General features: G+C 68.6%; 14 protein-coding genes. 6 read left to right on the forward strand and 8 right to left on the reverse strand.

Features of this window, described 5'->3' with window-relative positions:
- Nucleotides 1-110 precede the first annotated feature (110 nt).
- Nucleotides 111-1,346 (reverse strand): MFS transporter, encoded by a 1,236-nt coding sequence (locus J8I35_RS05740; RefSeq protein WP_209924744.1) that lies wholly within the window; start codon nucleotides 1,344-1,346, stop codon nucleotides 111-113.
- 152 nt (nucleotides 1,347-1,498) lie between these two features.
- On the opposite strand from J8I35_RS05740, the gene J8I35_RS05745 reads away from it, so the two are divergent.
- Nucleotides 1,499-1,969: a helix-turn-helix domain-containing protein gene (locus J8I35_RS05745; protein ID WP_209924745.1), complete on the forward strand. Its 471-nt coding sequence runs from the start codon at nucleotides 1,499-1,501 to the stop codon at nucleotides 1,967-1,969.
- A gap of 162 nt (nucleotides 1,970-2,131) precedes the next feature.
- On the opposite strand, the gene J8I35_RS05750 is transcribed toward J8I35_RS05745, so the two are convergent.
- Nucleotides 2,132-2,905: an AraC family transcriptional regulator gene (locus J8I35_RS05750; RefSeq protein ID WP_209924746.1), complete on the reverse strand. Its 774-nt coding sequence runs from the start codon at nucleotides 2,903-2,905 to the stop codon at nucleotides 2,132-2,134.
- 25 nt (nucleotides 2,906-2,930) lie between these two features.
- Nucleotides 2,931-3,272: an FKBP-type peptidyl-prolyl cis-trans isomerase gene (locus J8I35_RS05755; protein WP_006479474.1), complete on the reverse strand. Its 342-nt coding sequence runs from the start codon at nucleotides 3,270-3,272 to the stop codon at nucleotides 2,931-2,933.
- A 593-nt stretch (nucleotides 3,273-3,865) separates the two neighbouring features.
- Between J8I35_RS05755 and J8I35_RS05760 the strand changes: the two genes are divergently transcribed.
- Together J8I35_RS05760 and J8I35_RS05765 are read left to right on the forward strand one after the other, a co-directional pair.
- A complete protein-coding gene (locus J8I35_RS05760; RefSeq protein ID WP_209924747.1) occupies nucleotides 3,866-4,783 on the forward strand; it encodes a metal-dependent hydrolase in 918 nt (305 codons plus the stop codon).
- Nucleotides 4,784-5,228: 445 nt separating this feature from the next.
- A complete protein-coding gene (locus tag J8I35_RS05765) occupies nucleotides 5,229-6,719 on the forward strand; it encodes a sigma-54 dependent transcriptional regulator (protein ID WP_050017964.1) in 1,491 nt (496 codons plus the stop codon).
- Between the two features lie 28 nt (nucleotides 6,720-6,747).
- On the opposite strand, the gene J8I35_RS05770 is transcribed toward J8I35_RS05765, so the two are convergent.
- The 3 genes from J8I35_RS05770 to J8I35_RS05780 form a co-directional block, all read right to left on the reverse strand.
- A complete protein-coding gene (locus J8I35_RS05770; RefSeq protein WP_089489124.1) occupies nucleotides 6,748-7,134 on the reverse strand; it encodes a GtrA family protein in 387 nt (128 codons plus the stop codon).
- Nucleotides 7,135-7,716: 582 nt separating this feature from the next.
- Nucleotides 7,717-8,100 (reverse strand): hypothetical protein, encoded by a 384-nt coding sequence (locus J8I35_RS05775; protein ID WP_160300535.1) that lies wholly within the window; start codon nucleotides 8,098-8,100, stop codon nucleotides 7,717-7,719.
- Nucleotides 8,101-8,207: 107 nt separating this feature from the next.
- Entirely contained in the window at nucleotides 8,208-8,990 is a 783-nt protein-coding gene (locus tag J8I35_RS05780; protein ID WP_050017967.1) for an ABC transporter substrate-binding protein, read from the reverse strand.
- 234 nt (nucleotides 8,991-9,224) lie between these two features.
- Here J8I35_RS05780 and J8I35_RS05785 point away from each other — a divergent pair, with 234 nt between their 5' ends.
- Together J8I35_RS05785 and J8I35_RS05790 are read left to right on the forward strand one after the other, a co-directional pair.
- Nucleotides 9,225-9,644 (forward strand): MbcA/ParS/Xre antitoxin family protein, encoded by a 420-nt coding sequence (locus J8I35_RS05785; RefSeq protein WP_124593257.1) that lies wholly within the window; start codon nucleotides 9,225-9,227, stop codon nucleotides 9,642-9,644.
- 29 nt (nucleotides 9,645-9,673) lie between these two features.
- Nucleotides 9,674-10,342 (forward strand): RES family NAD+ phosphorylase, encoded by a 669-nt coding sequence (locus tag J8I35_RS05790; RefSeq protein ID WP_089489125.1) that lies wholly within the window; start codon nucleotides 9,674-9,676, stop codon nucleotides 10,340-10,342.
- 19 nt (nucleotides 10,343-10,361) lie between these two features.
- On the opposite strand, the gene J8I35_RS05795 is transcribed toward J8I35_RS05790, so the two are convergent.
- The gene (locus tag J8I35_RS05795; protein WP_050017970.1) at nucleotides 10,362-11,093 is read right to left on the reverse strand and encodes a metallophosphoesterase; all 732 of its coding nucleotides are present in this window, start codon (nucleotides 11,091-11,093) and stop codon (nucleotides 10,362-10,364) included.
- A 137-nt stretch (nucleotides 11,094-11,230) separates the two neighbouring features.
- Between J8I35_RS05795 and J8I35_RS05800 the strand changes: the two genes are divergently transcribed.
- Nucleotides 11,231-11,884 (forward strand): DUF1345 domain-containing protein, encoded by a 654-nt coding sequence (locus J8I35_RS05800; RefSeq protein ID WP_050017971.1) that lies wholly within the window; start codon nucleotides 11,231-11,233, stop codon nucleotides 11,882-11,884.
- A gap of 6 nt (nucleotides 11,885-11,890) precedes the next feature.
- On the opposite strand, the gene J8I35_RS05805 is transcribed toward J8I35_RS05800, so the two are convergent.
- Entirely contained in the window at nucleotides 11,891-12,559 is a 669-nt protein-coding gene (locus J8I35_RS05805; RefSeq protein WP_124680562.1) for a glutathione S-transferase, read from the reverse strand.
- Nucleotides 12,560-12,652: the final 93 nt, after the last annotated feature.

The raw sequence follows: 12,652 nt of genomic DNA on the forward strand, positions 1-12,652 counted from the left end.
CGCAGCGCGACCGAAAGCCGGACCGGCGCGCGTGCGCGGCCGGTTCGCATGCCGGCCGCCCGTCTGGGGCGGGCCGGCTTTTCCCATTCCATCCGCACGACCGGTGCGCATCATGCGCGCCGCAGCGTCGCGGCCCATACGCCGAGCGCGGCCACGCTCACCCCCGCGCCGAGCACGCACACGCCTGTCCATCCGGCGCGCGCATACATCATCGTCGCCGCGATCGCACCGAGCCCGCTGCCGGCCGAATAAAACAGCATGTAGCAGCCGACGAGACGCGCATGCGCGTCCGGCCGCGCGCCGAGAATCATGCTCTGGTTGACGACGTGCACGGCCTGTCCGCCGACGTCGAGCAGCACGATGCCGACGATCAGCAGCGCAATCGACGTAGTGCCGAATGCGAGCGGCAGCCACGCGCACGCGAGCAGCGCGAGTGCGGCGCCGGTCGTCGCTTCGCCGCGCCCGCGATCCGCGAGCCGGCCCGCGCGCGCGGCGGCCGCCGCACCCAGCGCGCCGACGAGGCCGAACGCGCCGATCTGCGTGTGCGACATCGCGTGCGGCGGCGCGCTCAGCGGCAGCACGAGCGCGCTCCAGAAGATGCTGAACGCCGCGAACATCAGCAGCGCGATCGTGCCGCGCACGCGCAGCACGCGTTCTTCGCGCAGCAGCGACACCATCGAGCGCAGCAGCGCCGCGTAACCGATGCGTTCGCGCGGTGCGTGCCGATCCGGCAACAGCCGCGACAGCACGACGAGCATCGCGATCGCGAGCACGCCCGATACGAGATAGACGGCCCGCCACCCGGCGATGTCGGTGACGACGCCCGCCACCGAGCGCGCGGCCAGCAGCCCGACCACGACGCCGCCCTGCGCGGCACCCACTACGCGGCCGCGTTCGCCTGCGCCGGCGAGCGCGGCCGCGCACGCGATCAGCCCTTGCGTCATCGCGGTGCCGAGCAATCCGACCGCGACCATCCCGGCCAGCAGCGCGACGCGTGTCGACGCGGCAGCCACGCCGATGCAGGCCGCGGTCAGCAGCAGAAGCTGCACGGCGATCAGGCGCTTGCGGTTCAGCAAGTCGCCGAGCGGCACGACGAACAGCAGCGCGAGCGCGCAGCCGAGCTGCGTCGCGGTGACGACGCCGCCGACGGCGGCCTGCGACACGCCGAAATCCCGCGCGATCGAATCGAGCAGCGGCTGCGCGTAGTAGACGTTCGCGACGCTCGCCGCGCAGCAGACGGCCAGCAGCGCGACGCGCGCCGACGACAGGCGGCCGCCGTCGGCCGGATGGACCGCGTCGGTTCGCGCGTTCGATGCAACGGTGCCGGAACGGCAGGATGACTCCATGGTTGCCTCACGCAATGGAGTTGCAATTTGAAACTTGTTTGGAGTGTAGGGAAAGTGGTTTTAAAATGCAACTTGTTGGGTGACGGGCCAAAGGCCCGCGCACGGATGGTCGGCATGCCTGCGAAGGCGCCGGCGCAATTGTGGAGAGGAACATGGCCAGGCAGAAAAGTCTTGCGGATTCGGCGTGCCCGGTGGCGCGCGCGACCGATATCGTCGGCGATCGCTGGGCGTTGCTGATCGTGCGCGATGCGTTCGACGGCGTGCGCCGCTTCGGCGATTTCCGCGCGAGCCTCGGCGTCGCGAGCAACATCCTGTCCGACCGGCTGAAGCGGCTGGTGGACGCCGGCGTGTTCGACGTCGTGCCGGCGTCCGACGGCACCGCGTATCAGGAGTACGTGCTGACCAAAAAGGGCGAGGGGCTGTTTCCGGTCATCGTGATGCTGCGGCAGTGGGGCGAGGCCAACCTGTTCGCGCGCGGCGAGCCGCATTCGGTGCTGGTCGACCGCGGCACCGGGCGCGCGATCCGCAAGCTCGCGCTGCGGCACGACGACGGCCGGCCGGTGAAGGCGGCCGAGACTATCGTGAAGAAGATCGGTGACGAAGCGGGCACGACGCGTCGGTGAGCGCGGTGCGCGGCGACCATCGGCTGGACGCGCGGCGCGTTTATGCGCGGTACGGCCTCGCACGGAACGGACAGCGGCGGTCGAAGCTCATTCGGCCGTAATGCCACGGCGCGAGCGAGCGCCGCATCCGCTATCGCGGGAAAACCGGCGTCGCTGGGCCGTTCAGTGCCGTCCGCCACGCCAGCGTCCCGGCGCGACGCCGAAGCGCTTCGTGAACGCATGCGTGAACGTGCTTTGATCGGCGAAACCGACGCTGCCCGCGATGTCGACGAGCGAATGCCGGCCGTCGGCGAGCAGCACGACCGCTGCGTCGAGCCGCAGCCGCTGCAGGTAGCGATGCGGCGTCTCACCGAACGCGTCGACGAACAGTTGATGAAACCGGCGCATCCCGTAGCCGCAGTGCGCGGCGAGATCGGCGATGCGCAGCGGATCGGCGAGCCGCGCGCGCAGCCAGCGGTCGATGCGCGCGAAATCGAGGCCCGACGCGGGCGCGGCAATGCCGGCATCGTCGAGCAGCGCATCGCACAGGCGTGCGGCGGCCTGCCACTGGAAACGGTGCGCGGCCGCCTGCCGTGCGTCGCCGGCCGGCGCATCGTGCTGCACGGCGACGGCCGCGACCTGCGCGACGAGCGACGTGAGCGCCGGGGCGATCGACACGGCGCGCGCATGGTCGAACAGCCGCTGCGGCACCGCGAGCGATGCGGCGGGCAGGTCGATCACGAGCTGGCGATTTTCGCCGAGGCCCGCGTAGTCGTGGCGCGCGCCGGCCGGAATCAGCCAGGCCGCGTGCCGGTCGATGCGCCGGCCGACCCCGTCCACCGCCATCACCATCGCGCCATCGACGCCGAGCACGACCTGGTGGAAGTCGTGCACGTCCGACGCTTCGCACGTGGCGTAGCGGCGCAGCGCGATGGCGGGGGAGGCGATGCGTTCCATCCGAAGGAAGCGGCCGGATGCGGGGTCAGACGTCGAGCAGTTCGACTTCGAACACGAGCGTCGCGTTCGGCGGAATCACGCCGCCTGCGCCGCGCGGGCCGTAGCCGAGTTGCGGCGGAATCGTCAGGCGACGCACGCCGCCGACCTTCATCCCTTGCACGCCTTCGTCCCAGCCCTTGATGACCATGCCGCCGCCCAGCACGAACGCGAACGGGTCGTTACGATCCTTGCTCGAATCGAATTTCTGACCATCGGTCAGCCAGCCCGTGTAGTGGACGCTGACGGTCTTGCCGGCTTGCGCTTCCGCGCCGGTGCCTTCGGTCAGGTCTTCGTACTTGAGGCCCGATTCGGTCGTGATGACGGACATGATTTCTCCTGAAAGAGCGTGACGTAAAACCGCTATTGTAGGCGAGCGCGCAGCGGGCCGGCGCGTGCGGATTTCGCGCCGCCGTACGCGTGTCGGCAAGCGTGTCGCCCAGCGTGGCGGAGCGCCGCGCGCGGGATCGCCCGACACGCCATTGGAACGCGCGTTTGAATTTTTCGCGCGTCGCGGCGCCGAGGTTGCACCACGCGAGGGCGCCGAGTGTATGAATCGATGCGACCGGCACGCGTTGCCGCAGGCTGCACGACCGTTGCCGGATTCCACGGCACGCCCGCCACACGAGGCTTGCGGGCGGGCGGCGCGGCGCCGAACCGGTTCCGGCGCGTCACCCGTACGCCAACCCGCGCGTTCGAATCGCGACCTGTCCGGGCGCCGCTCGCGCGCCGTTTTTTACGCCGTTCCGACCGTGCCCTGTTTGGAAGCGCGCATCTACCGCGCGGCTTGCGTGCGCCGGCGCGCGCGGCCTATCTTTACATCTGTCGATGTCAGGATTTGGCGGCGCGCGATGTGCCGCCCGGGCTTGCGCCGGCTGCGTCGGACGATGCGCCGGGCCGCTCCGCAACAGGAGAACGATGAACATGAAGTCAGCCGCTTCCGCCACCGCAGCCGGCATCATGCCGGTGCGTCGCGACCTGCGCTTCGACCTGCCGGTCGACCGCGCGAAGGACTGGCATGGCCTCGGGTCCCACGTGACCCATTTCTTCAACGCGCTATCGCTGCTGTTTCCGGCCGGCGAGCGTTTCTTCATGGATTCGGTGCGCCACTATCGCGACCGGATCGACGATCCGGTGCTGAGGCAGCAGGTGCTCGGCTTCATCGGCCAGGAGGCGATGCACACGCGCGAGCACGTCGAATACAACGAGCTGATGCAGGCGAACCGGCTGCCCGCGCGCAAGCTCGACAAGCGCGTGTGGACGGTGCTCGGCTACCTGAAGCGCAAGCTGCCGCATTCGATGCAGCTCGCGCACACGGTGGCGGCCGAGCACTATACGGCGATGCTCGCCGACTGGCTGCTGAGCGACCCGACGCGCCTGGCCGGTTCGGTCGAAGGCTACCGGCAGATGTGGCTGTGGCACGCGCTGGAGGAAACCGAGCACAAGGCCGTGTCGTTCGACGTGTGGAATGCCGCGATGAAGCCGGGGCTGCGCCGTTACCTGATCCGCATCGGCGTGTATCTGCTGACGACGCTGACGTTCTGGCCGACCGTGTTCCTGATCCATGTCACGCTGCTGTGGCGCGATCGCGGCGCCGGCCATCACGTGCGCGGCCTGCTGCGGGTGCTCGCGTTCCTGTACGGGCCGCGCCGCGGGCTGTTCCCGCGCATCGCCGGCGAATGGCTGAGCTTTTTCCGGCCGGGCTTCCACCCGTGGGATCACGACAATCGCCACCATCTCGCGCGGGTCGACGCGCTGGCCGCCCGCTACGGCCAACACGGCGGCACGCCGGCCGGCCGCGGCCGCGCGAACGCGCCGGCGCCGCTCGCGTCGGGCCGCTGACCGGGCCACCCGCCGCACGGCGGGGCGCCGCGCATGTTGCGTGCGTGCATCATCTGACTGCTTCCGACGATTGACGCAAATCAACCGGAACCGGTTGCCCGGGCGCCCGCCTGCCTGGCCGAGCGGTTGCGCACGCATGCGCCGGCACGCCGATCAGACGTGCGCCGCGTCGCGCGCAATCGCCGCGCGCCAGCGCCGGCGCGGCTGTGCGCGCACGGCGCCGGCCCTTTCCACTCGCGCGCCGTGCCCGCCTCCGGGATAACACCCATCCAGCCGCAGGCCGGCCGCATCGATATACCGTTCATGGCAACGTCGACCTCGGGCGCGATTCATGCGCAGGGGGATTTTATTCGGACGGAAATACGGCCAATATGTCGGTTCGATCGTGTCCGTCGTACGCGGCGGTGAGCCGGCGCGCGATACCAACGCCAAGCGGGGAACAACGATGGTTGCAAGGTCACCCGACGCAAACGGGCAGGCGGCGCCCGAGATGACGGACGTGTCCGTCACCGCTCCCGAGGCCGGACGCAAGCTGTTCGTGATCATGCGCACGCCCGACGAGCCGTTGCTCGCACAACTGCGCGGGCTCGGCTGGGAGATCGCGGTCGCGAAGACGGCCGGCGCCGCGCAGAACATGACCTCCGGCGTGAGCGTGGCCGCCGGGCTGGTCGATTTCACCGGGTTCACGTCGCGCGACTATCCCGCGCTGAAGATGTGCCTGAGCCAGCCGGCAATCGGCTGGATTTCCATCGCGCAGGCTGGCATCACGATCGGCCCCGCCGTGCGCGAACTGATCCGCAGCTATTGTTTCGACTACGTGACGCTGCCGCTGCCGTACGAATGGATTTCGCACGTGCTCGGCCATGCGCGCGGGATGGCCGCGCTCGATCGCGTCGACGGCGCCGCCTATGCGGCGTCGATCGGCGAACACGGGATGATCGGCAATTGCGAGGCGATGCAGCAGTTGTTCAGCACGATCCGCAAGGTCGCGAAGACCGACGCGAGCGTGTTCATCTCGGGCGAGTCGGGCACCGGCAAGGAACTGACGGCGCTCGCGATTCACGAGCGCTCCGGCCGCGGCAAGGGGCCGTTCGTCGCGATCAATTGCGGCGCGATTCCGCATCACCTGCTGCAGTCGGAGCTGTTCGGCTATGAACGCGGCGCGTTCACCGGCGCGAACCAGCGGCGCGCGGGCCGGATCGAATCGGCGAACGGCGGCACGCTGTTTCTCGACGAGATCGGCGACATGCCGGTCGAAAGCCAGGCGAGCCTGCTGCGCTTCCTGCAGGAAGGCAAGATCGAGCGGCTCGGCGGGCAGGAATCGATCGCGGTCGACGTGCGGATCATCTCGGCCACGCACGTCGATCTCGACGGCGCGGTCGAGGCCGGGCGCTTCCGCGCGGATCTCTATCACCGGCTGTGCGTGCTGCGCATCCACGAGCCGCCGCTGCGCGCGCGCGGCAAGGACATCGACATCCTCGCGCACTACGTGCTGCAGAAATTCAAGGCCGACAGCGGCCGCAAGATCAGCGGCTTCACGTCGGCCGCGCTCGACGCGATGCGGCGCTACGAATGGCCCGGCAACGTGCGCGAACTGATCAACCGCGTGCGGCGCGCGATCGTGATGGCCGAGAGCCGGCTGCTGACGCCGCACGATCTCGGGCTCGAGACGCCCGGGGAAACCGAACCGGTGACGCTCGAACAGGCGCGGTCGCTGGCCGAGCGCACCGCGATCGAGAACGCGCTGCTGCGCAACGACCACCGGATCAACAAGGCCGCCGCCGAACTCGGCATTTCACGCGTGACGCTCTACCGGATGATGATCGAGCACGGGCTGAACGATCACGACAACACCGGCGGCAACGGCGGGAATGGCGACAGCGGCGGGCACGACGGCGCGCCGTCGGACGACGCGGGGCATCAGCGGGTCGGATGAGCGGCGCGCGCGATGCGTGCGGCGCGGCTCACCGATAGGTCCACAGCCGATGCAGCACGAACGTGACGGGCGGCACGCACAGCACGACCGCGACGATGCTCCATGCGCGGGCGAGCCCGAGCGCGTCGGTTGCGTGCGCCAGCAGCATCGTCGCGGCGAGGCCGGCCATCGCGACCGCGAGAAAGCGCACGAAGTTGCCCCAAGTCACCGGCGACGAAAAACTCCACAGCGTGTTGGCGAGATACGAGAACGCGGTCGAACAGACGAACGCGGTCGCGTTCGCGATGACGGGCGTCGCGTCGAACAGCGCGAACATCGCGGCGGCGATCAGCGCATGCAGCGCGGTCGAGCCCAGGCCCGACACGCCGAAGCGGATCAGTCTCGCGCGCTCGGCGGCATGGAAGGTACGGATCATCGTGGGCGGGGGGCGCGAGGTTGCGTGAAATCGCGTGAAGCGGTGTCGCAGTATAGCCATGCGATCGGCCGCCGCGTCCAGCGTCCGGCAGCGACGGGCGGTGCGTCTTGCCGCAGCCGGGCATGTAAAGCGCATGAAACATTTCGCGTTGGCCCCCACGCGAATTTCCGCGACGAACCGGGTCGATCGGCCAGTCCGCCGCCGGTAAAAATTCCGCGCTCCATTGTTCAGCCTTATTCCGCAAGGCCCCGCCGTTGCGCGGCCGGCGCGTGCCGCGGCGCCGATGTTTCAGTTTCGTAACTTCCGGCATTCCACGCCCGCTCCGGCCGCCAGCCGGTTCGGTCACCGCCTTGTCCGGCCGGGCTTGCGCAGCGCTGGCCCGCTCCTTGCGATGAAGGGCATGCGAGAGTCGACGGCGCGAGATCCGTCCGGTCAGGCAGCGAAAGCCGCCGCGATCGACCAGGATGCAGTCCGCGGGGATGCGGCGGCCGGGCGCGGTGCAGCGGGCCGCGTCACGGCGAGCAGGAAGCGTCGTCGCCCGATCGCCGGGGCATCGGCATCGTCCGGTTGCCGGAACAAACATCAGACAGCAAACGGGGTAGAAAAATGATCGATCATCACACGCCGCGGTCCGCAGGCCGCGATCGCAGTGATTCGGGACATCGCCGCTCGAACGTCGCGCTTGCGGCCGACCGGCATGCGACGACAGGCCATCTCTCCGCGCCCGGTGCGAGGCGGATCCGGCTGCTTGCCGGTCATCCGCGCCGGGTCGGCACTTTCCTGCACGCGAATCCGATCCGCATGGGCATGTGCACACGGGCGCCGATACCGCGACGTCCGATCTTCGCCTATTGACGCGAGCGGCACGACGTTCGTTCGCACGGCCATCATTTCCGCGAACGATTGATCCGTTATCCGAACGATGGTCGACGCATCGTGCTGCACGCGATGCAGGAAGACAGGCATTCGATGCAACGGCGAACCACGCGCCGCCGTTGCCATCCGGTTGAAGGGGAGGGGCGGTCGGACGCGCGCGACGGAAGCAGTAATCCGTGCGCGCGCGACGCCGTTTTTCAACCGCCGTAGATGTCGAAGTCGAAGTACTTCGACGCGAGCCGCTTGTAGGTGCCGTCCTTGACCATGTCGGCGATCGCGCGGTCGATCTTCGCCTTCAGGTCGGTGTCCTCCTGGCGCAGGCCGATGCCGGCGCCGATGCCGAGCACCTTTTCGTCGACGAGCTCGGGCCCGACGAACGTGTAGTTCGCGCCGCGCGGCGATTTCAGGAATCCGATCGCGGCCTGCACTTCATCCTGGAGCGCCGCGTCGAGGCGCCCGGCGATCAGGTCGGCATACACGCCGTCCTGGTTCTGGTACGACACGACGTTCGCGCCTTGCTTGCCCCAGTACGCCTTCGCATACGTCTCCTGCGTCGTGCCCTGCTCGACGCCGATCGATTTGCCCTTCAGCGATTCGGCGGTCGGCAGCAGCGACGAGCCTTTCTTCACGACGAGCCGCGTCGGCTGGTTGTAGATCTTCGTCGTGAAGCCGATCTGCTGCGCGCGCTGCGGCGTGATCGACATCGACGACAGCACCGCGTCGAACTTCTTCGCTTTCAGCGCCGGAATCATCCCGTCGAAATCGTTCTCGAGCCACACGCATTTCGCTTTCAGGCGCGCGCAGATCTCGTTGCCGAGATCGATGTCGAAGCCGACGAGCTTGCCGTCCGGCGCCTTCGACTCGAACGGCGCGTAGCTGGCGTCGGTGCCGAAGCGGATCGTGGTCCAGTCCTTCGCGACGGCGGGGCCTGCGGATACCGCGAGCAGGGCGATCGAAACGGCGGCAATCAGTCTCTTCATGGTGCGTTCCTTGGCGTGGTGCATCCGGGTTCTGGGCGACACGGTTTCCACGGACACGACCCGCGCCGTGACGCGGTGTCCGCACGGCCATTAACGCAGAAAATAAAATAAGAGTCCAGAATGGACAAAAAATATCGATTGAGCGGATCGGTGTGACGATCGATGGGTGCGACCCTTGCAAAAATACGAGAATGGACTAATCTTGTTAGTAAATTCGTTTCGAGACTAACGATCATGTCACAGCCCGCGTACGAGTCGCATTCCGCCGTGCCGCACGCTTCGGTCGCGCAGATGTCGGCCGCCGGCCTGCGCGCGTTTTTCAACATCGCGCGCGACTGGGACCTGACGATCGACGAGCAGATCGTGCTGCTCGGGTCGCCTGGCCGCTCGACGTTCTTCAAGTGGAAGGCCGCGCCGGAATCGGCCCGCCTGCCGCGCGATACGCTCGAGCGGCTATCGCTGTTGCTCGGCATCTACAAGGCGTTGCAGATCCTGCTGCCGCAGCCGGCCGCGGCCGATGCATGGGTCAAGCGGCCCAACGACGCGGCGCCGTTCGGCGGCAAGCGCGCGCTCGACCGGATGCTGGCCGGCAACGTCGGCGATCTGGTGGCCGTCCGGCAATATCTCGACGCGATGCGGGGTGGCTGGGCGTGACGACACCGATCGAAGTCACCCGGTGGCCCATGACCACCGTCGACTGGGCGCCAGCCTATCGCGTGATTCCCACCCGTTTTCCGGCCATCAACCTGTTCGACCGCGTCGCGTCGGCGGACGATTTCGACGCGCTCTACGCACTCGAATCGCTGACCAACGACCGCATCCGCAACGAAGTCGGCACGCTCGACCTCGTGCCGCCGGCCGAGCGCCGCTACGGGCAGGGCTGGGGGCCGATCATGGCCGCGTTCACGCACCTGAATCCGCTGGGCAGCCGTTTTTCGGACGGCAGCTACGGCGTGTTCTACTGCACGCGCTCGCGCGACACGGCGATCGCTGAAACGCGCTATCACAGCGGGTTGTTCCTCGCCGCGACGAAGGAGCCGCCGATGCGCCAGCAGATGCGGCTCTATACCGTGTTCGCGCATGGCGACGTCGCCGACGTGCGCACGTGGCCGCAGCGCGATCCCGCGTTGCTGGACCCGGTCGACTACGGCGCGGGGCAGGCGTTCGGCCGCGCGGTGCGCCATGCCGGCGGCGCGGGGATCGTCTATCCGTCGGTGCGCGATCCGCGCGGCGAGTGTCTGGCCGCGTTCCGCACGACGCTGCTGCGCGACTGCCAGCATGCGGCTTATCTCGAATACAACTGGAACGGCTCGGCCGTCGATGCGGTGTTCGAACTGAATCAGGTCGGCTAGCGTTCGCTTGGCCGGCGCGTCAGGGCAGCGCCCAGTCGCCCGCGTGGCGCTCGCGCGCTTCGGCCTGCGTCATCGACCACGTGCGGCCGGTGCGCGGCTCGGCGAGCGTGAGCCGCCCGGCCGGCGCGAACGCACCCGTGTCGATGAACCATTGCGCGCCGATCCGCTGCGGCTCACGCACCGGCGTGTGTCCGGTGCAGGTCAGCGACAGCCCGGCCTGCAGCGCCGGATCGGCGAGCCCCTGGACGAGATCGCGGCCCCAGATCAGCCGCTCGCGCACGTCGTGCGGATAGCTGCCGGTATCGAGATCCGCGTCCGAGCCGAAGAATTCCGCATGCAGCACGTTGAAGCGCGCGGGGCCGTCGCCGATCACGCGCACGAGCGGCAGTGCGTCGACGCGCGCCGCATGCGCGCGCAGCCGTTCCGGCGGCAGGTCGGCGCCCCAGTCGCCGCCGATCCCGCGCCATGCGTCGGGCGGCAGCTTGCCGCGCGCGACGAGGCTCAGCACTTCCTCGTGATTGCCGCGCACGACGTGGCACCACGGCCGGTCGAGCAGGTCGAGCGCGGTGTCGGAGGCCGGGCCGCGGTCGACGAGATCGCCGACCGAGAACAGCCGGTCGTGGGCCGGATCGAAGCGGACGTCGTGCAGCAGCGCGCGCAGCACGTCGACGCAGCCGTGCAGGTCGCCGACGACGAAGTCGCGGCCGGCCGTGTTCGCGGGATGGCGGCAGAGCAGGGCGGTGGCGGTCATTCCGTTATCTTAGGCGCTCCTTGGGCGCGCGCGCCCATCGCCACGTCACGACGGAATGAGGATAATCGGGGCGCGTTGCGCGCCGGCGCTGCCGCGCGCGCGGCCGAACCCTTTCCATCCGCTTTCGGAATCACACGATGACGCTTTATCCGCAGGTATTACGCAACCGGCCGCGCATGGTCGCGGCGTTCGTCGCCGGCGTGCTGTGCGCGGTGCTGCTGCCGCTTCCGCTGCGAGCCACCGCGCGGGCACTGATCGGCTGGGATTGCGCGGTCTGGTTGTATCTGGTGTTGATGTGGGTGCGCATGGTCACCGCGCATCATCACAAGGTGCGCGAAGTTGCGATCCGCGAGGACGAAAACGCGACGACCGTGCTGACCGTCGTGTGCCTTGCGACCGTCGCGAGCGTGGCCGCGATCGCGATCGAACTCGCGACCGCCAAGAGCGTCGGCTTTCGCGCGGGGCTCAGCCACTACGCGATTACGGGCGCGACGCTGTTCGGCGCGTGGTTCCTGATCCCGACGATCTTCACGCTGCACTACGCGCGGCTCTATTACGGCTCGCCGAGCAGCGACCGCGCGCTCCGTTTCCCGGACCGGAACCCGGAGCCCGATTACTGGGATTTCCTGTATTTCGCGTTCACGATCGCGGTCGCGTCGCAGACGGCCGACGTGTCGCTCGCGAATCGTTCCGCGCGGCGCTCGGTGCTCGCGCAATCGATCCTGTCGTTCTACTTCAACATGGCTGTGCTCGGCTTGTCGATCAACGTCGCGGCGGGGCTGCTGAGCTGACGCCGGTTATTTGAGCAGATCGTACCGGCCGCCGCGTTCCAGCGCCCGCTGGTACGCAGGCCGCGCATGGATCGTGTCGAGAAAGCGCGCGATCGCCGGATACCGGCTGCCGCCGCCGCGCGCGGTCGCGGCTTCGAGCGGAAAGCTCATCTGGATGTCGGCCGCGCTGAAGCCGTCGCCGACGAACCAGCCGCTGCGCGCCAGCGTGCCGTCGACATGGCCGAGATGCAGGTCGATCTGCGGATCGACGAATCCCGACTGCAGCGTCGCGGCGATCTTGCGCGCGATCGGCCGCGCGAAGAACGGCATCGGCGCATGCGCGATCCGCAGCGCGACGAGCTTGAGCAGCAGCGGCGGCATCGCCGACCCTTCCGCGTAGTGCAGCCAGTACGTGTAGTCGTGCCGCTCGGGCGAGCCGGGCGGCGGCGCGAGACGCCCGTCGCCGTAGCGGTCGACCAGGTATTCGATGATCGCGCCCGATTCGGCGAAGGTGCGGCCGTCGTCGGTCACGACGGGCGACTTGCCGAGCGGATGGATCGCGCGCAATTCGGCCGGCGCGAGCATCGTTTTCGGATCGCGTTCATAGCGCACGATCTCGTACGGCACATCCAGTTCTTCGAGCAGCCAGAGCACGCGCTGCGAACGCGAGTTGTTCAGGTGATGGACGGTGAGCATGTCGAGGCCGGAAGGGGGCGGGAACGACATCATACCGAGCGCATCCGTTGCGCACGCAAATAGCGTCGCGCGCGCCGTTTCGTGCCGCGCCGA

The sequence above is a fragment of the Burkholderia sp. CpTa8-5 genome (assembly GCF_017815045.1).
Lineage (GTDB): Bacteria > Pseudomonadota > Gammaproteobacteria > Burkholderiales > Burkholderiaceae > Burkholderia > Burkholderia sola.